This is a genomic window from Actinoplanes sp. NPDC019969, assembly GCF_055562375.1.
Genome location: NZ_JBVHFK010000003.1, coordinates 543,621 through 566,003, shown reverse-complemented (window position 1 = coordinate 566,003; position 22,383 = coordinate 543,621). Strand labels below are relative to the sequence as shown.

Here is a 22,383-nt window from a genome sequence, read left to right as displayed (position 1 = left end):
TCTTGTGGGCGATGTGACGGTGGTCGGGGCCGGTGTGATCGGGTTGAGCGTGGCCCATGAGCTGGCGGCGGCGGGGCACGCCGTGCGGATCCTCGCCGCGCGGGAGGCGGTGGAGAGCACCTCCGGGGTGGCCGCGGCGATCTGGTTCCCGCACGATGTGGAGCAGACGGCGGCGGTGCTCGACTCGGCGGCGGTCACGTACCGGCGGCTGGAGGAACTCGCTGCGGACCCGCGGACCGGCGTGCACATGCGGGCCGGCACGGTGCTGTCGCGGCGATCGGAGCCGGACACGGCGTGGACCACGGCGGTGCCGCACACCGAGCCGGCGGCGGTCCGGCCCGACGGGGCGAGCGGGATCCGATGCACGGTGCCGCTGGTCGAGACGGGCGACTATCTGGCGTGGCTGCGGGCTGAGGTGCTGGCTCTCGGCGTACGGATCGACGTCGCCGAAGTGGACTCGCTGGCCGCCGTCATCGCGCGCGACGAGCCGGACGCGCTGGTCGTGGCGGCCGGGCTGCGGTCGGCGGCGCTTCTCGGGGACGACGAGTGCTTCCCGATCCGGGGGCAGGTGGTGCGGCTGGCCAACCCCGGCCTCACCGAGTGGATCACGGATTCCGACAATGCGGAGGGGCTGACGTACGTCGTACCCCGCAGCCGTGATGTCGTCTGCGGCGGGACCGGCGAGACCGGTGACGGGAACGAGCGGATCGACCCGGACACCGAGACCGCGATTCTGCGCCGGGTGCGTGCCCTGGTCCCCGAACTGGCCGGGCAGCCGATTTTGTCCCGGGCCGTCGGCCTGCGGCCGGGGCGCAGCAGTGTGCGGGTGGGCGCGGTGGACGGGTTCGAGCGGCCGGTCCTCGCGTGTTACGGCCACGGTGGGGCCGGGTTCACGCTGTCCTGGGGCGATGCCGCGCGGATCGCCGCTCTCGTCCCGTGAACGACGCCGGATTCCGGGACTTCCTGTGGGACGCGCTGCCGGAGGCCCGCGAGCACATCCTCACCGAGGAGCTGCACGACGCCGGCCATCCCGGGCGGTGGGAGGTGCCGAGCGCGTACACCTTGATGTCGTTCGCTCTCAAGCAGGTCCTGGAGGACGCGGCGGAACGGGACGATGTCCCGCTCGCGCGCCGGTGCATCGACCTGCTGGAACGGATCCTGGCGTCTTATGGCGACCAGCACCTCGGCGACGCCGCCTACATCCGGATGCTCGAACGGTGGCGGTCGGACGCCGTGAATGATCTGTACCGGACGTACGCCGGGCCGGTCACGCGTCAGATGCTGGCCGGGCTCACGAGCGACCCGGTGTACCACTCCCCCGGCGAGCCGCCGCTCCCGCCGGTTCCGGTGCCGGACGGGCGGCCGGACGGCGTGACGTGGACGGCGCGGACCTGGCTGTGGGACCGGATGCCGGCGGCTCGCGCGTCGATCCTGACCGTGGAACGGGACGAGGTCCGGGCGACGCTGTCGCTGGCGGGGATGACCCCGGAGCGGTACGTCAGGGACGGTGTCGTGCGCGGCATGCTGCCCGACCTGGAGTTGTATTCGTACGAGTACACCGATCAGGAGATGGTCGAGTACGCGACGGACGGGCTGGAACTGATGCTCGCTGATCCGGTCATGGGGGCGATGCTGCGGTCGTACGCCGAAGAGATCGTCGCCGAATTCGGCCGAAGCCCGTTCCTCCGCCGTTTCGCCGGGCCCCGCCTTCGCGCGCTGGCGCCGGGCTAGTCGTCGTCGGGGACCATCAGCCAGTCACCGGGCAGCCGGTCCCGCACGGCCTGCACCGCCTCCGGGGTGCGACCGTGGATCCACAGCCACATCCCGCCGTCGTCACGCAACAGCACGTCGGGGCCGGAGAACCATCGGACTCCCGGACCGTCCATACCGGCCCAGAACGGGAAGATCGGTAGCGGCAACGGTTCGAACCCGGCCTCCAGCACCGCCAAGGACTCGACGTCCAACTCGCGGTTGTCGACGTGCTCCTCGTCGCCGGAGAGCATGGCCTCGGACAGCACCATCTCGACGAGTGCCACCGACAGCCGGTCGCAGTACGGCACCCAGCCGTCACCGGCGTCCAGCAACACCGGCGGATCGTCGGCGTCCGGCCGGACAGCCCACCGGGCGCAGTTCTGGTTCTCCACCCGGAACATCAGGATGCCCTCGGGATCGATCGTGAGGTTCTGCGGCATGATCAGCCGGTCCTGGGTGGCGGTCAGATCCCGCCGGCCGCCGAACAGCAGGTAGGCCTCGCGGAGGGCGGCGGGCAGCGGGACGCCGATCCGGTTCTCGGCCGCACGCAGCAGATCGGCGCCGACACCGTCGTCATCGGTCAGCGGACAACCGTACGACGCGGTGAGCTCCCGGACGAAGTCCCAGCCGTGACGACGATCCCCATCCACCCTCGTGATCTTACGGCGAGCAGGCCGCCGGCGGACCGCGGGCGGGGTGAGCGCGGGGATCTTGTGCGGCTGGACGGGTCAGTGCTGTGTCAACCGGCTCGAGGCAGCACTGGCGGCCAGCCGGACAACACCGGCTCGCGGGCACTCCTGATCAGCGAAGGGCGGGTGGAGAACACAGGTGGGCCGGGGCGTCAAGAATGGAATGGGAATTGCCAGATAGGAAAGGCGTGAATATCGCAAGACAATGAGAGACCTGTCTCGAACAGGGGCCATTAATAGCAACGTGGAATTAGCCTGGCGGCCGGAATCAGAGGGCTTTCCGGAAGCGGGGGAACAGCGGATGGGGCGGGATTCGGCGCACGCGGAGGAGCAGGAGTTCCTGGAGCGGGCGGTGGCGCGGCGGGACGGGCTGATCGAGGAACTGAGCGCGGACCTGGCGGAGCAAGCCGGGGACGCGCTGGCGGCGGCGCGGCGGCGGATGGTGCGGCGGCAGCTCGATGAGCTGCGGCGGGCCGAGGACGGATTAGTGTTCGGGCGGCTGGACGGGGCCGACGGGACGGTGCGGCGGGTGGGCCGGGTCGGGCTCCGGGCCGACGACGACGAAGCGGGTACGGAGGCGGAACCGCTGGTGGTGGATTGGCGGGCGCCGGTGGCCCGGGCGTTCTACACGGCGACGGCGGTTGATCCGCAGGGGCTGGTTCGGCGGCGGCACATCCGTACCGGAAAAGGGATGGTCGTCGCGGTCGACGACGAGCCGCTGGACGGGTCGGCGGGGGCGGAACTCGTCGGGGAGGGTGCGTTGCTGGCCGCTCTGGATGAGCGGCGGACGGGGCGGATGGGCACCGCGATCGCCACCCTGCAGCGGGAGCAGGACGACATCATCCGGGCCGGGGTGACGGGGCCGTTGATCGTGCAGGGCGGGCCGGGCACCGGGAAGACCGTGGTGGCGTTGCACCGGGTGGCGTACCTGCTGTTCACGCACCAGCACATGGCCGACCGGGCGGTGCTGGTGCTGGGGCCGTCGCCGCGGTTCCTGGAGTACATCGAGCAGGTCCTCCCGGCGCTCGGCGAGACCGCTGTGGTGGCGGCGACCTGCGACACGCTGCTGCCGGGAGTACGGGTGAGCCGGGTGGAGAGCCGGGACGTCGCGGAGATCAAGGGGCGGGCGCTGTGGCAGGGGGCGCTCGAACGGTACGTGACGTCGCTGCTGCCCCGGGCCGGTGAGCTGAAACTGCGGTGGGCGGGCGAGTTCCACCTGATCGGGGCGGGGGCGGTGCGGCAGGCGATGGGGGCGGCGGTGCGCGGTCGCCCGTACCGTCGCGCCCGCAAGCTCTTCGGGGAACTGCTGCATCAGCTGCTCGCCGAGGCGGTCGCCGAGCAGCGGGAGACGATGCTGGCGCAGATGGAGGAAGGGTACGAGGACATTCTCGCCCGGTTCGCCCGGGATGAGCGGCCCGGGGACGGGCGCAGCGGCAGCGACGTGGACGGGCTGCTGTCCGAGGAGGAGATCGAGGAACTGCGGGAGAACATCGCGGCGGATCCGGCGATCGCCCGGTTCCTCGAGGCGTGGTGGCCCACCCGCGACCCGGAGCGGCTGTTGCGGGCGCTGCTGGCGGACCGGGCGCTGCTGGCGGAGTTCGCGCCCGAGCTGACGGCGGCGGAGATCGACGCTGTCGCCGGCGGCGCGGAGGGCTGGACGTCGGCGGACGTCGCGCTGCTCGACGCGCTCGCGGACCTGCTGGGTGACGACGGTGACCAGCGGCCGGGCGGGGAGTCCGTCGCCGAGCGGGCGCGGCGCGACCGGGGCTGGGTCTACGGGCACGTCGTCGTCGACGAGGCGCAGGAACTGTCGGAGATGCAGTGGCGGATGGTGCTGCGGCGCTGCCCGGGCCGGTCGGTGACGGCAGTCGGCGACATCGATCAGACGGAGGCGCCGCACCGGCACACCAGCTGGGCGCAGGCGGTCGGGGCGGTGTTCGGGGACCGCTGGACGGCGGCGGAGCTGACGATCTGCTATCGGACGCCACGGGAGGTCATGGATCTCACCGCGCCGATCCTGGTTGCGGCGGGCAGCGCCAACACCCCACCCCGGGCGGTACGGTCGTCCGGCGTCACCCCCTGGCAGCGGACCGTCCCCACCGACCGGCTTCCCGGGGAGGCGGCTGCCGCCGTACAGCGCATGCTCGAACGCTGGGCCGGGGGAACCGTGGGCGTCGTCGCCCCCGCAAGCCGCGTCGACGCTCTGGCAGCGGAGATCCAGAACGTGCCCGTGGTGACCGCGACACAGGCGAAAGGCCTGGAATGGGATGCCACGCTGGTCGTCGACCCGGCCGGGATCGCCGCCGAGCCGCGCGGCTGGAACGGTCTGTACGTCGCCATGACCCGCTGCACCCAGGAGTTGGGTCGATTGGAGTGCGCCGGGTGAAAGATCACCCCACCGGTTGTTCCTGCTGTCAGGCGCCGCTCGACCCGCTCGATTTCGACATCCGGTCGGAACTCCCCTGCTCGGCGTGGCTGAAGGTGCCGGTCGAGCAGCTGAAACAGGCCTACGACGGGTGGAACGAGCCGGCGTACGCGAACCTCACCCTCACCGGCACGATGGCGAACGCGATCAGACCGTGGGCGGAGATCTTCGGCGAGCCGGCGTCCGCCGAGGTGCGCGACGACGTGCTGAGCCGCATCGCGCACGCGCTGCCGGCGACGATCCGGGAACGGTACGCCGACGACTGGTCGGTGCAGCGGACGGCGGCGCTCGCTGCGGCATCACCCGTGACGGGCCGCGCCCAGGTAGGTGACGGCCGGGACGCCGCCCGGCTTCTCCAGGACGAAATCGGTCAGGCCCGCGACGTCGTCGTCGGTGATGCGGCCGGCGCGGCGCTGCCGGACCGCTTTCACCAGGCCCGAGACGGTACGGGGTTTGAACCCGCGCACGTCGATGGCGCGGAGCCCGTACGTCCCGAGGATGTCGGCCAGCTCCCGGGGAGGCCGCAAGCGGGCCGCCGCGTAGCGCCCCGGCGGCATGATCCGGGTCATCGGCAGGCGCTGGAACGCGACCAGGTAGATCAGCATGCTCGGCACCGTCCGGGCCACCGTGTCGAACAGCAGCAGCCCGTCCGGGCGCAGCACCCCGCTCACCGCCTTGGCGACCGCGCGGACATCATCGACGATCTCGAACGTGTCGGCGCAGTAGACGACGTCGAACGGGCCGCCGTCGAGGGCGTCCGGATCGTGCGTGCGGTAGCGGACCCGGCCGGACGGGTCACGTTCCTGCGCGAGTTTCGTGGCGGCCGGCGACGGGTCGACGGCGGTGACGGTCAGGCCCAGCCCGGCCAGGCCGCGGGCCAGATCACCGCGGACACTGCCGACGACCAGGGCACGGCTGCCCGGGCCGATGCCGGCCTGCTCCAGGTGAAAGCCCGCGTACATCAGGCGGACCTGGTTGAAGGCGACGGCCCGCAGATGCCTGCCGTCGACCGCTGAAGGGCTGTCGAGTTCGATGTGCACGCGGGCCTCCGTTCCGTGCGTCCCCTCCACTCTCGCAGGTGCCACTCAGAACCCCGCGCCGTTCTCCACATCGATCTCGGTCGCGGACACCGGTGCGCCGTCCAGATCCGCGACCCGGCCCGCCGTGTTCAACGCCGGCGCCGGCCGCGGATCGCCCGCGACCGTCAGCACGCCGACCTGCCTACCGTCCGGCAGGACGATCCAGCCGCCCTTCACCTCCGCGTCACGGACCCGCGCGGAAGCCCGATAAAGACCGGAAGGCTTGCGTACGGCGGGAAGCGCGAAACCTGTCGTACGACCCTCGACAACCACCTCCCCGGTGGCGTTCGCCCTGGTGAACGAGCCGTCGAGACGCCCCTGCCTCCCGGTCAGGTGGAACTCGCCGCGGGTGACGGCGCCCCGGAACCACGCTTCGACCCGGTCGCCGTCGCACAGGTAAGCGATACCGGTTCCGTCACGCAACGCCAGGTAGAGGGTGCCGGCGCCGGCCGGGAGGTGCGCGGCGTAGGTGGCCCGGGTCCGGTCGACGGCCACCGGCTCGGTGGCGATCGTGACCGTCGGGGCGATCGTCACCGGAACCGGCGGAGGGAGGGCCCGGTCGGCGGCGTCGCTGCCACCGACGTAGACGGTGATACCGACGACGATCGAGACGACGACGGTGAAGGTGGCGGAGATGGCCAGGGTCAGGCCGCCCCAGCGCAGAACCGGGGAGATCAGCTCGGGAACGATCTCGGGAAGGACTTCGGAGAGCCGCTCGCGGGCGCGGCCGGGCTGAAAGCGGGTCTCACCGGGCGGGTTCGCCCGCCCTCGCTCCGCCGGGTTCGCCCGCCCCGCCGCATTCGCCCTTCCCCGCCCCGCCGGGTTCGCCGGCACCGCCGCATTCGCCCGGACCCGGCCGGGTGGGTTGAGCTTGGTCGGGTTCAGCCTGGGCGCGGTCGCGTCGGCTCGCGCGCCCGGGGGCAGATTCAGGCGTGCGGTTTCCGGTTCGTTCCGTCCCGGCCGTATGTCCAGTCTTGCGGTCTCCGGTTCGGTCCCGTTCGGCCCGGTTCCGTCAGCTCGGATGTGGATCTTGTTCGGCTGGTTCTCATGGCTGCCTCCCGGCCGCCGAGACAGCCGTGAGAGCCAGCCGGGGTTGTCCGGCTGGTCGTCAGGGCTGTCTCCGCAGCTGTGAGACAGCACTGACGACCAGCCGGATGGAGCCGGGACGCCCCCGGAGAGCTGGGGGACGGCCGCGCTTTCCGGCATACCACTCGCAGCGGGGTGCGGGGCGCTCACGGCGGGATGGGAGACGGACGCGGCAGGCTGAATACCGCTTTCGGCAGGGTGGGCGACGGGAGCGGCGGGGTGGGGTGCGGGCGCGGCGGGAGGCTGGGTGGTGGGGTTAGGGGTGGCGGTGAGTGGGAGGCCGAGGGCGGCGCGGAGCTGGGCGGCGACCGCGCGGGCCGATGGGCGGTCGCGGGGGTCGACGGCCAGGCAGTGGTGGATCAGGGGTGGGGCGTCGGGGCCGGGTGGGCCCTCCGGGACGGTGCCGGTGACCATTTCGGTGAGGAGGATGCCGAGGGCGTACACGTCGGCGGCGGCGGTGGCGGTTCCGCCGGAGACGAGTTCCGGGGCGATGTAGCCGGGAGTGCCGCCGGTGGCCAGCGGCTGGGCGTCGGAGAGCAGGGCGGCCACCCCGAAGTCAGTGATCTTGACGGTGTCCCGGGTGATGAGGACGTTCTCCGGCTTGAGATCGAGGTGTACGACGCCCTGGGCATGGGCGGCGGCAAGCGCGGCGGCGACCCGTGCCCCGATCGCGCCGGCCTCGGCGGTGGACAGCCGGCCGCCGCGTGCGGTCAGGTGACGGCGCAGGTTCGGGCCGTCCACGTACTCGGTGAGCAGGGTGATCCGGCCGCCCTCGACGACCAGGTCACGCAGGGCCACGATGGACTCGTGGTGCAGGTCGCGCAGCGCGGCCTCCTCACGGAGGATCAGGTTGCGGACGCGACGGTCGCCGGCGTACGCCGCATGCAGCACCTTGGCCGCAAGCGGCGGGCCACCGTGCCGGCTCGTGGCCCGCCGGACCACCGCCGAAGCACCTCTGCCGATCTCCTCGTGGAGAAGGTATTCGCGACCGAGCGGCTCGTCTCCGGCCATGCGACGGACCCCTCTGCTGTCACCGTGCGAATCTTGATGACTACCGAAAGTACCGACATTTGACCGGGTCAGCCATGGCGCGGACGGTCGCTGATCCGAACCGGACAGTTGATCATGGGTGATGACCGGCCACCGGCTCGCCGGCGGTGGCGGGGAGCAGGGGCGGAAGCCGCTGGTACCGGGCGATCCAGAATCGACGCGGTGTGATGCTCTCGCCGGATCGGCGCGGACCGGGGACGGCGCGATCCTGACCGTTCAGGCGAGCCCACTGGAGGGACTCGGCAGACGGCCCACCGGACGGGCTCGATCAAGCGAGCCCGTCACGGGACGTCAGCGGCGGGTGATCTTGACGCAGTTGCCGGTCTTGTAGCCGGATTTACCGTCCTTGACCAAACCGTGCCCGGAGAGCGCAATCCGGGCGCACACCTTCTGCGCGTCGCCGATAGCGTTGATGAAGCGGTCGTCGGTGACGTCCAGAACGGACGGATCGCGGTCGACGACGTACCATTCGCCGCGTTCGCTCCTCGGCACGTGCGCGCCCATGTCGTGATCGGCGCCGCCGCTGCCGCCCCAGACGTGCAGGTGGTAGCCGCCGGTGGCGTCCGGTTCGGAGCCGCCCCAGTCGGCCTCGTAGTCGACGGTCAGCTTGCCGTCGGCGATCACCGCGGAGGTGAGGCAGACCCAGCGCTTGTTGCTCTTGATCTCGTCGGTGCACTGCTCGTCGGCGGCGAGAGCGGCGGGTTTCACGCTGGGTTTCGCGCTCGCCGACGGGTTCGCGCCCTGGCCTGTGCCGGGTTCGTCGCGGTACTGCGCGTAGGCGACCCCGGCCGCGACCAGCATCGCGGCCAGCAGGACCGCGGCGATCCCGAAGATCAGGCGCCGTCTGCTGCGGCGGCGTTTCGCCAGCTCCTTGCCGGTCGGTGCGGGCCGCCGCGCCGGGGCGGGCGACGTGGGGGCGGGCGAGGCGGCGGCCCGGCCGGACGCGGGAACCGATCCGGCGCTCCGACCGGAAACGGGAACGGATCCGGCGCTCCGACCGGAGGGCTGGGACGGCGGTGTGGACCCGGAAGACGCGGGCGTGGCACCGGGAGCAGCCCGGCCGGACACCCGGGACGCCACCCGGCCGACCACCGGCGCGGGCGGGATCTCCGGGTTGTCGGCCGACGGCAGGATCGCCGTGGACTGCGCGTTCACCGGTGGCGCCGGGGCCGCGGGAATGCGGACCGCCTCGGCCTGGGCGACGTCGTTGACCGCGACCGGCACCGTGACCGCCGGGGAGTCCCCCGGCGACGGCATGGGCAGAGGCGAGGTGGAAACGGGCGGAACCGAACCGGCCCGCGCCGAGGAGGAGACCGGCCGGGACGAGACCGGCTGGGACGGGACGGACCGCGGGGTCGCACGACCCGCGGCCGGACCCGACACCGCGGCCCGGGCACCGCCGGCCAGCCACGCCGCGCCCAGGGCCACCGCGTGCTTCGGGTGCGCGTCGACGGCGACCGGCCGGCCGAACTCGCTGGTCACCGTCTGGGCCACGACCGGCATCCGGGACGAGCCGCCGACCAGCAGGATCGCGTCGAGGGTGTCCGGTTCGCAGCCGGCGGAACGGACGGCGCGTTTCAGGGCGTCGACCGAGCCGTACAGGGCGGGCCGGATCATCGCCTCGAATTCGGTGCGGGTCAGGCGTACCTCGGTGGCGATGTTGGGCAGCAGCACCGGGATCGTCGTGTCGGTGTCCGAGGACAGTGCCTCCTTGGCGTTGACGCACTCCTCCCGCAGCCGGGCGACGGCGGTGATCGCCGTGGTGTCCTCGTCGTCCAGTTCCTCCAGTTTGCCGTTGAGCGCGGCCCGGACGTGGTGGAACACCGCCGCGTCGAAGTCGATGCCGCCGAGCCGTTCGATGCCCTCGGGACGGCCCAGGATGTCGAAGCCCAGGCCGGTGTTGCGCAGGACCGCCGCGTCGAAGGTGCCGCCGCCCAGGTCGTACACGGCGATCACCGCGCCGGTCGCCAGGCGCTGCTGCTGGGCGTAGCTGACCGCGGCCGCCTCCGGCTCGGAGGTGTAGGTGACGTCGCCGCGCAGGTCGGCCATCCGCACGGCCTGCTTCAGCAGGTCGATCTTGAAAGGGCCCCAGTTCGCGGGGTACGACACACAGGTGGCCGACGGCAGCCCACCCTCACGCGCCGCGACCTGCTCGACGACGGCGCGCAGCATCCGGGCCGTCAGGGCCTCCGCCGACTGCGGCACCCCGCCGAGCAGGATCGGGGTGGTGTCGCCGATGCGCCGTTTGAACTCGCGGGCCACCCGGTGCGGCTCGGTCAGCCCGCGCCGACCGGCCGGTTCCCCGGTCAGGTACGTCTCGTCGGCGCGCAGCAACACCACCGACGGGATGGCCGCGCCCCGCCCGCCGAGCGGGACGATCTCGGCGTGCCCGTCCCGCCACGTCGCGGCGGCCGTGTAGGTGGTGCCGAGATCGATGCCGAGTGCGTACATCACCTGACGCTCCGTATCGTGTGGTCGCGGATGGGGGGTTCGGCGGGGGCTTTCCCCCAGACGTCCGGCTCGCGGCGCTCATATGGTTGGTGCATGGATCCCGACCTCCCCCTCCGCGACGTGTTCGCCGGGCTGACCGGCGCCGGTGCCGCCGGCGATCCGGCCGGCCTGCTGCACGATCTGCCGGCGGATCTGGTGGCCGAGGCCGTGATCAGTTATGCCGACACCGCGCCCGCCGAGGTGGCCGAGCATCTGGCGCCGTTCGTGAGCGCCCACAGCGTGGTCGGAGCCGGCACTGTGGACGGCGCGGAGCCGGACTGGCTGGACCTTATGATCACGGCGCCTGGCGGCGCGGATTCCGATCCCACGGCGGAGACCGGCGGCCTCGAGGAAGCCGATCTTGACTTCGGTACGGGTGTGTTCGGTACGGACGCCGAACCCACCCTCGACCATAGCGACGTCACGCTCGACGTTGCACCGCTGGACTTCCCCGACGACCCGATCGAGCTGGACGAACCGGCCGATGGGACGGTCCCCGCCGACGCTGCGGAGGTCGATTGGAACGTGGACGACGACGGGGCCGACGACCTGCTGGAGTGAGGCCATCAGCGCCGGTCCAGGCCGGAGAGGATGCCCTCGCAGGAGCGCACCGCCACCCGGGCCGCGACCGCCAGCTCGTACGGGGTCAGCGGGTTCTCCGCCCGGCGCTGCCAGCGCACCAGTGCCGCCTGGGCGGTGGCGGACTGTTCGGCGGCCGGCGCGTCCGGCGGCAGGTGCAGGCGCTCGCTGACCGCCGCCCCGGACCCGCCGATCAGTCGTTCCAGCTCGGCGACCGCCTCCGGTTTCCCGGTGATCCAGCCGGCCCGCAGGCTGGACAGCACGCGCAGCTCGTTGAAGGGGTGCGCGGACGCCATGATCTCCTCGACGGCGGCGGTCACCGGTTCCGCGCCGGGCCGGGGCCGGACCCGGGTGAGTTCGGCGACGGCGAGCAGCGCGGACCGGCTCTTCAGCACGTCGCGGCGCTCCAGGAACAGCGAGCCGATGATCTCGCGGAGCTGGGTGAGGCCGCTGCGTTCGGCGAGTTCCTTGGCCAGGGCGGCCGCGGTGGTGGCGGTGTCCCGGCGGATCAGGGTGCTCGTCAGCCGTACCCCGAAAAGCCCGAAACGGGCCAGAAGCCCCGCGCGCTCCAATGAGGTCAAACCTGCCTCGGGCATGGTGTTGACGAACCGGTCGGCGGACAGCAGCAGTTCCTCGGCCTGTTTGACCGGCAGGCCGGCGATCTTGCGCAGGTGCGCGACCTCGGTCTCGGTGAGGGTCACGGCGGTCTCGGCGAGAAGACCCGCCACCGGTACGACCGATTGCACGAGCCGCCGCACGTTGGCGTCGGTGCCGAGCCGGGCCGCGATCCGGCGGGCCGAGGCCATCGAGTCGAGCCGGCCCGCGCCGATCTCGTCGGCCCGCGACAGCACCCCGATCGCGTTGACCGGGCTGGGCCGGGACACCTCGGTGTCGTGGAAGGCGCGCAGGAACTCGACGTCGCCGGGATGCAGGTGCCGCAGCAGGTAGACCACGGCGTCGGCGGGGGTCTCCTCGTCGTCCGGGACCAGCAGGTCCCAGGTGTGCTGGGCGGCCTGTTCGGACAGCGACCCGATGCCCGGCGTGTCGATCAGGGTGACCGTGCGCAGCGCCCCGGCCGGCCAGGTCACCACCAGCTGGGCGACGTCCCCGGCGGTCAGCCCGCCCAGGTCGACGTCGATGGCCCCGTCGTCGCGGGTGAACCGCAGCTGCCGTGGCTCGCCTCGTTTCGGGTAGGCGTGCACCTGGTAGCCGTGGCCGTCGCGGTACCAGGTGACGATCCGGGTGCACTCCCCCGCGTCGGTCGGCGCCAGCCGTTCCCCGACCAGGGCGTTGAGCAGGGTGGACTTGCCGGCCTTGACCCGCCCGGCGACGGCCACCCGCAGCGGCGCGCCGAGCCGCTCCCGGATCGCGGCGAGCCGTGCCGCGTCGGGGGTGCCGCGGTACACGGCGATCGCCTGATCGAGTACGGCCCGGGTCCGGTCCGGCAGGGTCATCCCGTCACCGCCAATATCCGTTTGCGCAGCTGGCGGACCCGTTCGAGTTCCGCGTCGACGTCCTTGAGGCGCCGGTCCCGGTCGGCCTGGGTGCGTTTCGCGGCGTCGGCGGCGCTGGCCAGGGCCTGCGCGTTGGAGCGGTTCAGCTCCTCGGCCAGGCCGCTGTAGTGGTCGCGCAACTGCCGCTGCACCCGGCGCAGGGTGTCCCGGGAGTCCTTGTTGGCCACGAAACTGACCTCGTCGCAGTAGCGGCGGATCGCGTTGCGGGCCTCCGTCCGGCGTTTCTGCACCTGGCGTTTCTTCTCGTCGCGCAGCCCACGGTGGCCCATCACCAGGCCGATGCCAAGGCCGATCGGGCCGAGCTGCACGCCGACCAGGCTGCCGAGCAGGATGAACATCAGGGCGCCGCCGTACGCGCTCTTCAGCGCCACCATCGCCTGTTTCGGCAGCCGCATCCGCTGCAGGTCGATCTTGTGCTCGAAGTCGGCGACCGCGGCCAGGGGTGTCGGGTCGGCCACCGGCGGCCGGCGCATCAGCATCGTCGACGCCTCGTGGAAGTGGTCGCCGACCCGCCGGCTCAGCTCGCCGGCCCGCTGCCGCAGCAGCTCGTAGTTGGCCAGCAGCTCGTCCGCCATCCGGGCCTGCAGCCAGGCCTCCATCTCCGGCCAGGTGTCGGCCGGGTCGGCCTCCTCGATCGCGGCGTCCGCCTCGGCGATCACCACCCGGACCCGGGCCCGCAGGTCGTGGTCGATGTCGGAGGTCAGGTCGGTGACGCCGTCGCCGAGGGTCAGGTTCCACTTGGCGGCGGCGCTCTTCAGGGCTTCCACCCGCTCCTTGACCTCGGTCAGCTCGCGGACCACCCGGGCGGCGGCCTCCGGATCGGCCAGGGCCGCCTTCTCCGACCGGAACCGGTTGTCGAGCTGGTCGCAGAGTTCGGCGGTCTCCGCCATCGCCTCGGCGACGAGCCGGTCCGCGGCGGACCGGCCGATCCGGTCGGTGAGGAACTTGACCAGGTCGGTGAATCCGGACTCGATGTTCAGGGCGGTGTCGTTGGCCTTGACCGCGCGGGAACGCAGCGCCGACGACACCGGCATCAGCGGGACCGGGCAGTGCCGGGCCAGGTGCTGCTCGTTCAGGTCGCGGATGCGCCGCCACGCCGGGTAGAAGTCGGTCTTGGTGATCACGCAGACCACGACCGGGCACAGCGAGCGGGCCCGCTGCAGGAAGTCGACCTCGCTGCGGGTCAGCTCCTGGGCGGCGCCGGTCACGAAGATGACCGCGTCGGCCATCGAGATCGCGGACAGGCTCGCCACCGCGTGCGGGGAGCCGAGGCCGCCGACGCCCGGGGTGTCGACCAGGACCATGCCGCCCGCGAGGATCTTGCGGGGGATCCGGACCTCGACACCGGACGGGCGGTCCTTCGAGCCCTCGTTGTTCTCCAGGACGTGCCGGCGGACGTCCGCGACCGGGATGGACTCGCGGCGGCCCGGCTCGTACAGCAGGGCCGCCTCGGGTTTGTCACCGTGCCGCACATACGTCGGCACGGCGGTGGCCACGTCGTCGTCGACGGTGCAGATGTTCGCGCCGACCAGAGCGTTGACCAGGGAACTCTTGCCCTGTTTGAACTCGCCGGCGACCACCACGTGCAGGACCGGGTCGGCCAGGGCCTGCTTGGCGGTGGTCAGGCGGGTGGCGGCGTCGGGGCGGTCGTACGCCGTACACGCCTTCAGCGCCAGATCGACCACGGCTACCGCCTTCGCGACCTCGGCCACGGTTCCTCCCCGGTCCTTCACGTGTGTGGATTTCGGCCGCCTATGGCGCCCGAAATCCACACGCTGGTCTGCTCCGGTCAGGCGACGACGTTGCTGTCGTCCACGTCCTCGATCCGGTCGTTGTCCTCGATCTTGGTGTCGTTGTCCTCGATGCGGGTGTCGTTGTCCTCGATCCTCGTGTCGTTGTCCTCGACGGTGGTGTCGTTGTCCTCGACGGTCGTGACCGTGGTGTCGTTGTCCTGGATGTTCGTGTCGTTGTCGTTGATCGTGGTGTCGTTGTCCTCGTTGTTGCCGGACGCGTTGCCGCCCGCGGACACCGCCGACCCGTCGTCGGCCCGCACGTCGCTGACGTTGGCCGCGTCCCCGTCGCCGAACGACACCGCGCTGTCGTCGATGTCGGCGTCCGGCAGGTTCGCCACGTCGCCGTCCCCGAAGTTGATCACCGACTCGTCGATGTCGCCGTCGGACTGGACGGTCTGGTTGCCGTCGCCGACCACCGCGTCGTCCAGGTCGTCGGCCACGATCCCGGTGTTCACGCCGGTGTTCACCGCGCCCGACAGGTCGTCGCCGACCTGCACCGCGCCGTCACCGGTGTTCGCCTGACCGAAGTTGTCGCCGTCGATGATCTGGCTGCCGTCGCCGGAGGCCGAGTTGATGTCCCCGTCCACGATGGTCGAGCCGTCCCCGGTCACCGCGTTGACGTCCCCGTCACCTGCCGTGGCGACCGCGCCCGCGCCGGTCGCGGCGTTCACCGGGCCGGTGCCGGCCACCGCGCCGTCCCCGGTCGCCCCGGCCACGTTCCCGCCGCCGGCCACCGCTCCGTCGCCGGTCGCGACACCGGTGACGTCCCGGCCTCCGGCCACCGCGCCGTCACCGACCGCGCTGACGTTGGAGGCGTCGATGTCGCCGAAGACGTTGCCGTCCACGTCCAGGTCGAAGCTGTTGTCGTTGACGGTGGTGACGGTCAGGTCCAGAGTCTGCGTCACGTACTCGTCACCCTCGTACGTGGCGTAGGTGACGTAGTTCAGGTGCTGCACCACGTGGTCCACCGACTGGGTGCCGGTCGCGGCGTGCGGAGGCGCGTACCCGCCGCCACCACCGCCTCCCCCACCGCCGGACGTGTATCCCTGCAGCGCGGACCGGGCCTCCGACGAGACCTCGGGCTGGGCGGCGGCGACACTGACGACCTCGGGAACGTCCACGGTCGACAGGTCGGTCTCGGTGACACCCTCGGCGGCCAGGGTGCCTTGCGGGTCCTCCGCGTAACGGGCGGCGAACTCACGGTCGGTCAGCAGGTTGAGGACGAAGTCCTTGAGGGCCTCGGTGGCGTTGACGGTCATGATCTCTCCTCGCTCGGTGAGCGCCGGCGTTTCTTCACCCGGACACGGCACCAGCGTGCGACCCATAACCCGGTGCGGGCATCGGGGTGTCCCCCGTGGTATAGGGCCTCCCCTAGGGGGTTCCCTAGCCTTCCGTCGCATATCCAACTCAGCGGATCGATAACGATCTCCGCAGGTCAGACGCCCGGCTCCCGGTTCGCCGGCCTTCTCTCACCCCTTTCGCTCCGGTACGGGGCCGCCACGGTCCCGTGACCCCCGGCGGCTGCGGCAGGCGTTCCCTCACGACCGTCCCCCACTGCCGCTCATGCATGCCCCTCGCGGTTCAGGCATGCCCCTCGCGGTTCAGGCATGCCCTCGCGTTGTCAGGCGCCGAGCATCTCCCGCAGCATCGCCAGCAACTCGGCGCGGGTGCTCGCGCCGAGTTTGCCGCGGATGCGGGCCACATGGTGCTCGACCGTCTTCGGCGCGATGTAGAGCTGCGCGCCGATCTCCCGGTGCGTGCTGCCGGCCAGCACCAGCCGGGCCACGGTGACCTCGCGATCGGAGAGGTTCCCGGACCCGGTTGCCGGGGTTGCCGCGCCGCTTTCAGCGTCCGGCTCGGACAGTTCACGGGCGCGTTCCAGCAGGCGCCGCGCCGCTGTGGCGTCAGTGGTACGGATCGCCGCCTGCCCCGCCAGCCGCGACGCCTCCCACGGCAGCTCCGCCGCGACCAGGTCCTCGGTGGCCGCCATGACGGCATCCGGCTCCACCCGCCCGTCCAGCACTTCCGCCCACCGCTGCGCCGCCCGACACTGCGCCCGCGCCCGATCCTCCAGCCCGCTCCCCCGGTGTTCCTCGCGTTCCCCCTGTTCCGGGCGTTCCCTACTTTCCCGGTGTTCCCTACTTCTCGCGGTTTCCCGGTTCCCATCGGTTCCCCGGCTTTCCCAGTTTCCGGAATGTTCGGCTGGCTGTCCGTTCTGGATCAGCTCTAGCCGCGCGGCGACAGCCACCGCAGCCTGGGTATCGTCGGTCGCGATGGCGGTCTGCAGGCGCAGCCAGTCCAGCGAGACCGACCAGGTGGCAGGGCGGTTCAGCCCGGCCACGATGCCGTCGAGCAGGGTGATCACCGGGGTCACCCGGTGGAGACGGCGCAGCCGGGCCGCGGCCACCGCGAGCTCCTCCACCGCCTCGAGTTGCCACAGGTCGACGGCCCGGCGGGCCAGTAGCGGCTCGACTCCGGTCCAGGCGTCCCGCAGCCCCGCGATGTCCCCGCGCCGCCGGGCGATCCCCGCCGTGAGGGCCGCCCGGAGCAGCCGTTCCCGGCCGGGCAACTCTCCCCCGGGTGGGAAGCGCAGTTCATGCAGTGCCGTGTCGTACCGTCCGGCCCGCATCCGTGCCCACGCCAGCAACAACCGATGCCGTTCGTCGGCGACCGGGCCGCCGACGCGGGCCGTCCGGGCGCGCTGGAGCAGGTGTTCCGCGGTTCCCACATCCCCGGCGGCCACGGCGACGACGGCCGCCACCGCGTGCGGGGTGTCCGGCAGAACCACCGGCGGCGTACCCCGTTCGAGGGCCTCCGCCGCCTCGATGAGCATCGGCAACGCAACCGCCGGCGCTGCCGCGGCGAGCGCACCTTCAGCGAACCTCGCGAGCGGCGCCGGGGCCACGGTCGCTGCCGCGGCCCGCGCTTCAGCGACATGACCGATAGCGATCAGTGACGGCACGGCCATCGCCGGGCCCGGCAACGGCGAGCCGAGCAGTAGCTCCGCTGCCCGCGAGGCCCGCCCCTGGTGCGCTGCGATCGCCCCGGCCACGAGCCTCAGCCGCCCGTCGTATCCCGCCCCGCCGGCCGTCTCCCGGCCACTTGCCCAAGCTCCGCCGCCCGCGGGGTCATGCCCTGCGCTGTAGGCCCGAGGTCCGCCGCCACCCGCAGGGCCGTGCCCTCGACCACCGGCCCCGGACGCTCCGCCGTCCGCAAGTTTGTGCCCTCGACCACCGGCCCCGGATGCTCCGCCGTCCGCAAGGTTGTGCCCTTCGCTGTCGGCCTGAGATCCGGCGCCGTCCGCAAGGTTGTGTACTCCGCTGTCGCTGTCGGGCCCGGGTGGGCCGACGCCCGTACCGAAGCCGGGGTTTTCGCCCGCACGCGGATGTCTGTCGGCGGGAAGGCTGCCGCTGCCAGGGACGGCCTCGTCCGGCTCGTCGCCGTCAGGCGCGGAAGTGCTGAAGGTGAACTGGTCCACGTCGACCGGCAGGCCCAGCAGCGCGCTCGCCTCGGCCCGGGCCGGCGCCAGCTCCGACGGGTCGCCACCCGCGTCGGCTGCGTCATCGAGCCAGCCCAGCGCGGCCGCCGGATCCACGAACCGCAGCCGTTCGCCGGCCTCGCGGTAGACGACCGAGGCGACAGTCGTGGTGGCCCGGGCGGCGCGCAGGTGACCGGCCGCCGCGACCGGATCGGTTCCGGCGGCGATCAGGGCGCCGGAAACCGCGTCGTGGACACGCCGGCGTTCCGGCCCGCCGAGTTCGGCAAGCACCGCCTCGGCCATCGCCGGGATCATCCGTTCGCCGCCGGGGGCGAGCAGACCCTCGTCACGTAGTGTCCGCAGCAGCGCGGCCAACCCCGCCGGATCGACACCGCAGGCGCCGGCGATCACATGATCGGGCAGGTCGAGCCGCAACGCCAGGATCCGCGCCGCCGTCACCGTCGTGTCGTCCAGCATCGCGAATCGTCGTTGCACCCGCGCCACCAGCACCGGCGGTGTCACTCCCGGCGGCGCGACGGCGACCGCGGCGGCGACCGTCGCCAGGCCCGCCGACGCGGTGAAGACGGTCTCGGCCACGTCGGGTGACACCGGCCGCCCGGTGACCGCCGCGATCAGGCGGGTCACGCCGTCCCGGTCCAGCGCGCCGAGCAGTTCCACTCCGTCGGCTGACACCAGTTCGTCGAGTTCGGCCAGTTCCGGCCGGTCGATGGTGGGCCGCCGGGAGATCAGCATCGGTACGCCGCTCCGGCAGGCAGCCGCCAGCCCGGCCAGCGTCGCGGCGTCGAGCCGGTGCGCATCGTCCACGATGATCAGGGTCGCGCCGTCCCGGACCGCTTCGGCGACCTCGCCGTCCGCACGTGCCGGGACGGGTCGCCCGGCCCGCCATCCGTCCGTGGACTGTCCGGCGGTCCACCACACCGCGCCGGGCACGGTCGCGGCGATCTGACGGAGCCGGTGGGTGCGCCCCGACCCGTCCACCCCGACCACGACCGTCACATCCGCCCACCACCATCCGCGTGCGGCCAGCCGACCGAACTCTACGCGCCCTGCCCCGGCACACCGTCCCGGAGAGACGCCGACCTGACATCCCGCGTACGCCTGTCTCCGCACGAATCGGCCGTGGCCGGCTCGCGGGCGCGGCGTGATCCGGCCGGCGGTCGCAGCCGGCTCGCGGGTGCGGCGTGATCCGGCCGGCGGTCGCAGCCGGCTCGAGCCTGGTGGCGGCTCGCGGTTGGCTGTCCGGCGTCGGGTACCGGCTCGCGCCGCGTCCAGCACCCGAGTTCGAGGGTCAGCGGTTTCCCGGGAGGGACGCCTCCATGATGTGCATGGTCTCGACGGGGCGGAAACCGAAGCGGCGGTTCGTGGCGATCCCTGCGGTGTTGCTGTCGGCGGTCCAGGAGTGCAGGTGGCGGACGCTGGGGAAGTCCGTCGTCAGGCGGGTCAGGTTGGCGGCTTTGATGTGGGCGCCGAGCCGGTGGCCGCGGTGCGCGCGGAGGACGAACGTGTCGTCCTGCTGGGCGTGCAGCCGGTCGGAGTTGACGTACAGGCGGGTGTATCCGGCGGGCGTGCCGTCCGGGGCGCCCAGCAACGTGGTGACGATGCCCCACCCGGCGGCGGTGAGCCGTTCGTCGTTGCGCAGGGCCTCGGCGGCGGTGATCGTGTCCGGTTCGCGGTCCCGGTCGCCGGTGGGGACGTCCCGTTCCATCAGAGTGCGCATCGCGGCGAGCGCGGGGGCGGTTCCGGCGGCGACGGGACCGGTCCAGGTGTGCAGGCGATAGCCGTCCGGAACGCCGGCGCGCACCGGTGTTCGGGACGGCAGATCCAGCAGGTAGCGGCGCTCGGTGAGGGTGATCCGGAAGCCCCGGGCCGCCGCGAACCGCACGCCGTCGTCGCCGGTGGGCGGCACGTTGACCTCGGTCGAGAGGACCCGGCGGGCCCGCGACACGGCCAGGCCGGCGGCGGCCTCGTACAGCGCCGTGCCCGCGCCGCGCCGCCGATGCCCGGGGATCACGGCGAGTTCCAGGCCGGCGGTGTGGGTGTTGGCGGACCGCGGCAGGTTCACGATCACGCCGCCGAGACAGAGGTCGCCGTCCCAGGCCCCGTACGCCCGGCGGTCGTTGACCGGATTGCCGGCGGTGGTCCGCAGCGAGGTCAGCATCGCATCGGCGCCGGCCACCGTCGGATGCTCACGGCCGGCGGCAAGGCCGGCCCGGAACGCCGCCGCCCAGGGCTGCGCCTCCGGACCGTGTGGATCGAGCGCGCGCACCTGCATCGGATCACGTGATCAGAGTCGGCCGGAAGATGCCAGTGACCGCCTTCTCTACACTCAGCCCATGGGGCACACCATCGGTGACATCGTCGGCACCCTCAGTGACTCTGGTCGATCCAGCGACATCCCCCAGGTCTGGAACGCCTACGAGGTCGCGAAACGCGCACACGGCCGGCAGCGCCGGGCGAGCGGCCACCCGTACATCACCCATCCCGTCGCAGTCGCCGGGATCGTCACGGCCGGCGGTGGCAGCACGGCCGCCATCTGCGCCGCCCTGCTCCACGACGTCATCGAGGACACCAGCGTCACCTCCGGCCGGCTGCATGCCGAGTTCGGGTCCGGCATCGCCGGCCTGGTCGAGGACCTGACCTACCGGGTGATCCGGGATCGCGGACCGGCCGACCCGGACCTGAGCCTGATCACCGTCGCGGACCGGCTGCACAACCTGCGGACGATCGACCCGATGCCGGTACCGAGCCGACGGCGGGCGTCGCTCGACACCCTCGTGTTCCATGTTCCGCTGGCACACCACCTACAGGCGCCGGAGATGGCGCGCGAACTGACCGACCTGGCGTGCAGCACACTGGACACGCTGGACGGCCCGGACATCCGGGAGCGCCGGCGCCGATTGATCCGGTCGATCCGCCGCGCCGACCCCCGGTCGCTTGCCGAGGCGGCAGCGGCGTTCGGCGGCGGTGCCGCCCTGCTCGGTGGCGGTGCGGTTCCCTAGTGGGCGCTGGTGTCCGGAGGCGCCGGCGCGCTGGCACTGCTGGCCGCCGCGTTGTTCGGGCGTGATCCTCGCGCCGCCGAACGGCTGACGGCCCTGCTCAGGGCGCGGCGCGAGGACTGACGCCGCGGTCAGCGGGCAGTGGTGATCGCCTGATCGTGCACAGTGTGGGTGAGGCGCTCGGCGCTGGCGGCGATGCGCAGCACCACGTCGAGGCGTTCGCCCGGCTCGATCGCGCGCGCGTCGGTGAGCAGGCTGCGCAGCGCCTGGACTTCGGAGAGGTGGCGGTCGAGGGCGGTGACGATCTCGGCGTGCAAGAGGCTCCCCAGGGATGCGATGACGAGTGTCATCCACCGTAGACACATCAGCCGTTCACCCGCCGTACCTCTGTGAAGCCCGCCACCGTGACGGTCGTCGCGGCGGCCGCCGGGCAGGGGCCGCCATGCCGCTCACTGACCGGGCACGGCCACCCCGAACGGGTTGTCGATGATGTAACGCCAGGTGCCGTCGGCGCCGCGGCGGGCGACGTCGGTGGCCGTGCCGGAGAGGTGCACGCCGGGGCCCTCGATCGTCCAGTCGACGATCAGCAGGGCGATGTCATCGGCGGTGTAGACGTGCCTCGGCCGTACGGTGATCGGCAGTCCCAGCGTCAGGAAGCTCTCGGTCGCGGCCGCCCGGTCGGGGCCGGTCACCGGGTTGCCGGGGGCGGGGACGAAGACGGCCCCGTCCTCGTACATCGCCTCCACCGCAACCGGATCGCCGCTGTTGAACGCGGCCGCGAAGGCCGCCGGGTGCAGCGCCGCCTCGGCGGTCCGCGCCATGATGTGTTCGTGATCGGACATGACCTCAGCCAAGCGGACGCCGCCGTGGCTCACCAAACGGTGAGTCACCGATGGGATCCGGAACTCGTCCCGGACGATGCCGGCCGCACCGATCGGCCCGAGCCCGGCTGTCCCGTGGAGCGGGCGCTCCTCGCGGTCAGCGGCCGGTGGACCACCCTGGTGCTGCGCGAACTCATGCACGGGCCGCTGTCGTTCAGCACGTTGCGTGCCGCTCTTCCGCAGCTCAGCGACAAGGTGCTCGATGAACGACTGCGTGGCCTGCGCTCGCGCGGGCTGGTGGAGCGGCGGGCCGTCCGCGGGTTCCCGAGCCGGGTCACCTACGAGCTCAGCCCGGCCGGGCGGCAGCTGCGGCCGTTGCTCATCGAGCTGTACCGGACCGGGCTGCTACTGGCGGAGGCGGCCGGTCAATCCGGGAAGGGCGTGGCGATCTGATCGATGGCGAAGAGGGAGTCGCTGTGGTCCTCTTCGGAGATCAGTAGGCCGATCCCCAGGAAGGCGACGATCGCCGCGAGATACCCGGACTGCCCGGTGATGAACGCCATGCCGGACACCTTACGGATCATGGGAGGATTCCCTCAGCCGTGAGCGA

The 22,383-nt window shown here is 72.3% G+C and carries 19 protein-coding genes; 6 read left to right on the top strand and 13 right to left on the bottom strand.

Annotated elements, in window-relative coordinates:
* Positions 1-4: 4 nt before the first annotated feature.
* Positions 5-940 carry an NAD(P)/FAD-dependent oxidoreductase gene (locus ACZ3II_RS12755; RefSeq protein ID WP_465517760.1) on the top strand — a complete coding sequence of 312 codons (936 nt, stop codon included), beginning with the start codon at positions 5-7 and terminating at the stop codon, positions 938-940.
* Positions 937-1,731 (top strand): DUF7674 family protein, encoded by a 795-nt coding sequence (locus tag ACZ3II_RS12750; protein WP_465517759.1) that lies wholly within the window; start codon positions 937-939, stop codon positions 1,729-1,731. Before ACZ3II_RS12755 ends, ACZ3II_RS12750 begins: the two co-directional genes overlap by 4 nt.
* Here the strand turns inward: ACZ3II_RS12750 and ACZ3II_RS12745 are convergent.
* Positions 1,728-2,402, bottom strand: a complete 675-nt coding sequence (locus ACZ3II_RS12745) for a hypothetical protein (protein WP_465517758.1) — start codon at positions 2,400-2,402, stop codon at positions 1,728-1,730. The two genes, ACZ3II_RS12750 and ACZ3II_RS12745, sit on opposite strands and share 4 nt — an antisense overlap.
* A 340-nt stretch (positions 2,403-2,742) precedes the next feature.
* Here ACZ3II_RS12745 and ACZ3II_RS12740 point away from each other — a divergent pair, with 340 nt between their 5' ends.
* Positions 2,743-4,827: a HelD family protein gene (locus tag ACZ3II_RS12740; protein WP_465517757.1), complete on the top strand. Its 2,085-nt coding sequence runs from the start codon at positions 2,743-2,745 to the stop codon at positions 4,825-4,827.
* 121 nt (positions 4,828-4,948) lie between these two features.
* Here ACZ3II_RS12740 and ACZ3II_RS12735 read toward each other — a convergent pair whose 3' ends face one another.
* From ACZ3II_RS12735 to ACZ3II_RS12720, 4 genes are all read right to left on the bottom strand, one after another.
* A complete protein-coding gene (locus ACZ3II_RS12735; RefSeq protein WP_465517756.1) occupies positions 4,949-5,083 on the bottom strand; it encodes a hypothetical protein in 135 nt (44 codons plus the stop codon).
* Between the two features lie 82 nt (positions 5,084-5,165).
* Positions 5,166-5,906 carry a class I SAM-dependent methyltransferase gene (locus ACZ3II_RS12730; RefSeq protein WP_465517755.1) on the bottom strand — a complete coding sequence of 247 codons (741 nt, stop codon included), beginning with the start codon at positions 5,904-5,906 and terminating at the stop codon, positions 5,166-5,168.
* A gap of 45 nt (positions 5,907-5,951) precedes the next feature.
* A complete protein-coding gene (locus tag ACZ3II_RS12725; RefSeq protein ID WP_465517754.1) occupies positions 5,952-8,042 on the bottom strand; it encodes a serine/threonine-protein kinase in 2,091 nt (696 codons plus the stop codon).
* 330 nt (positions 8,043-8,372) lie between these two features.
* The gene (locus tag ACZ3II_RS12720) at positions 8,373-10,532 is read right to left on the bottom strand and encodes an Hsp70 family protein (RefSeq protein WP_465517915.1); all 2,160 of its coding nucleotides are present in this window, start codon (positions 10,530-10,532) and stop codon (positions 8,373-8,375) included.
* 120 nt (positions 10,533-10,652) lie between these two features.
* On the opposite strand from ACZ3II_RS12720, the gene ACZ3II_RS12715 reads away from it, so the two are divergent.
* A complete protein-coding gene (locus tag ACZ3II_RS12715) occupies positions 10,653-11,132 on the top strand; it encodes a hypothetical protein (RefSeq protein WP_465517753.1) in 480 nt (159 codons plus the stop codon).
* Positions 11,133-11,137: 5 nt separating this feature from the next.
* On the opposite strand, the gene ACZ3II_RS12710 is transcribed toward ACZ3II_RS12715, so the two are convergent.
* The 5 genes from ACZ3II_RS12710 to ACZ3II_RS12690 all read right to left on the bottom strand — a co-directional run bounded on the left by ACZ3II_RS12710 (position 11,138) and on the right by ACZ3II_RS12690 (position 20,228).
* Complete coding sequence (locus ACZ3II_RS12710) at positions 11,138-12,604, bottom strand: dynamin family protein (RefSeq protein WP_465517752.1); 1,467 nt, start codon at positions 12,602-12,604, stop codon at positions 11,138-11,140.
* A complete protein-coding gene (locus ACZ3II_RS12705; RefSeq protein WP_465517751.1) occupies positions 12,601-14,376 on the bottom strand; it encodes a dynamin family protein in 1,776 nt (591 codons plus the stop codon). The genes ACZ3II_RS12710 and ACZ3II_RS12705 overlap by 4 nt, the downstream gene beginning before the upstream one ends.
* A gap of 77 nt (positions 14,377-14,453) precedes the next feature.
* Positions 14,454-15,716 (bottom strand): IniB N-terminal domain-containing protein, encoded by a 1,263-nt coding sequence (locus ACZ3II_RS12700; protein WP_465517750.1) that lies wholly within the window; start codon positions 15,714-15,716, stop codon positions 14,454-14,456.
* 362 nt (positions 15,717-16,078) lie between these two features.
* Positions 16,079-18,952, bottom strand: a complete 2,874-nt coding sequence (locus ACZ3II_RS12695) for a helix-turn-helix transcriptional regulator (RefSeq protein WP_465517749.1) — start codon at positions 18,950-18,952, stop codon at positions 16,079-16,081.
* Between the two features lie 292 nt (positions 18,953-19,244).
* Positions 19,245-20,228, bottom strand: a complete 984-nt coding sequence (locus tag ACZ3II_RS12690; protein WP_465517748.1) for a GNAT family N-acetyltransferase — start codon at positions 20,226-20,228, stop codon at positions 19,245-19,247.
* 61 nt (positions 20,229-20,289) lie between these two features.
* On the opposite strand from ACZ3II_RS12690, the gene ACZ3II_RS12685 reads away from it, so the two are divergent.
* On the top strand, positions 20,290-20,955 hold the full coding sequence (locus ACZ3II_RS12685; protein WP_465517747.1) for an HD domain-containing protein: 666 nt from the start codon (positions 20,290-20,292) through the stop codon (positions 20,953-20,955).
* Between the two features lie 128 nt (positions 20,956-21,083).
* Here the strand turns inward: ACZ3II_RS12685 and ACZ3II_RS12680 are convergent, their stop codons facing one another.
* On the bottom strand, positions 21,084-21,302 hold the full coding sequence (locus tag ACZ3II_RS12680; RefSeq protein ID WP_465517746.1) for a hypothetical protein: 219 nt from the start codon (positions 21,300-21,302) through the stop codon (positions 21,084-21,086).
* A gap of 99 nt (positions 21,303-21,401) precedes the next feature.
* On the bottom strand, positions 21,402-21,794 hold the full coding sequence (locus ACZ3II_RS12675) for a YybH family protein (protein WP_465517745.1): 393 nt from the start codon (positions 21,792-21,794) through the stop codon (positions 21,402-21,404).
* A 114-nt stretch (positions 21,795-21,908) separates the two neighbouring features.
* Here ACZ3II_RS12675 and ACZ3II_RS12670 point away from each other — a divergent pair, with 114 nt between their 5' ends.
* Positions 21,909-22,226: a winged helix-turn-helix transcriptional regulator gene (locus ACZ3II_RS12670; protein ID WP_465517914.1), complete on the top strand. Its 318-nt coding sequence runs from the start codon at positions 21,909-21,911 to the stop codon at positions 22,224-22,226.
* Here the strand turns inward: ACZ3II_RS12670 and ACZ3II_RS12665 are convergent.
* Entirely contained in the window at positions 22,199-22,336 is a 138-nt protein-coding gene (locus ACZ3II_RS12665) for a hypothetical protein (RefSeq protein WP_465517744.1), read from the bottom strand. The genes ACZ3II_RS12670 and ACZ3II_RS12665 overlap by 28 nt on opposite strands.
* Positions 22,337-22,383: the final 47 nt, after the last annotated feature.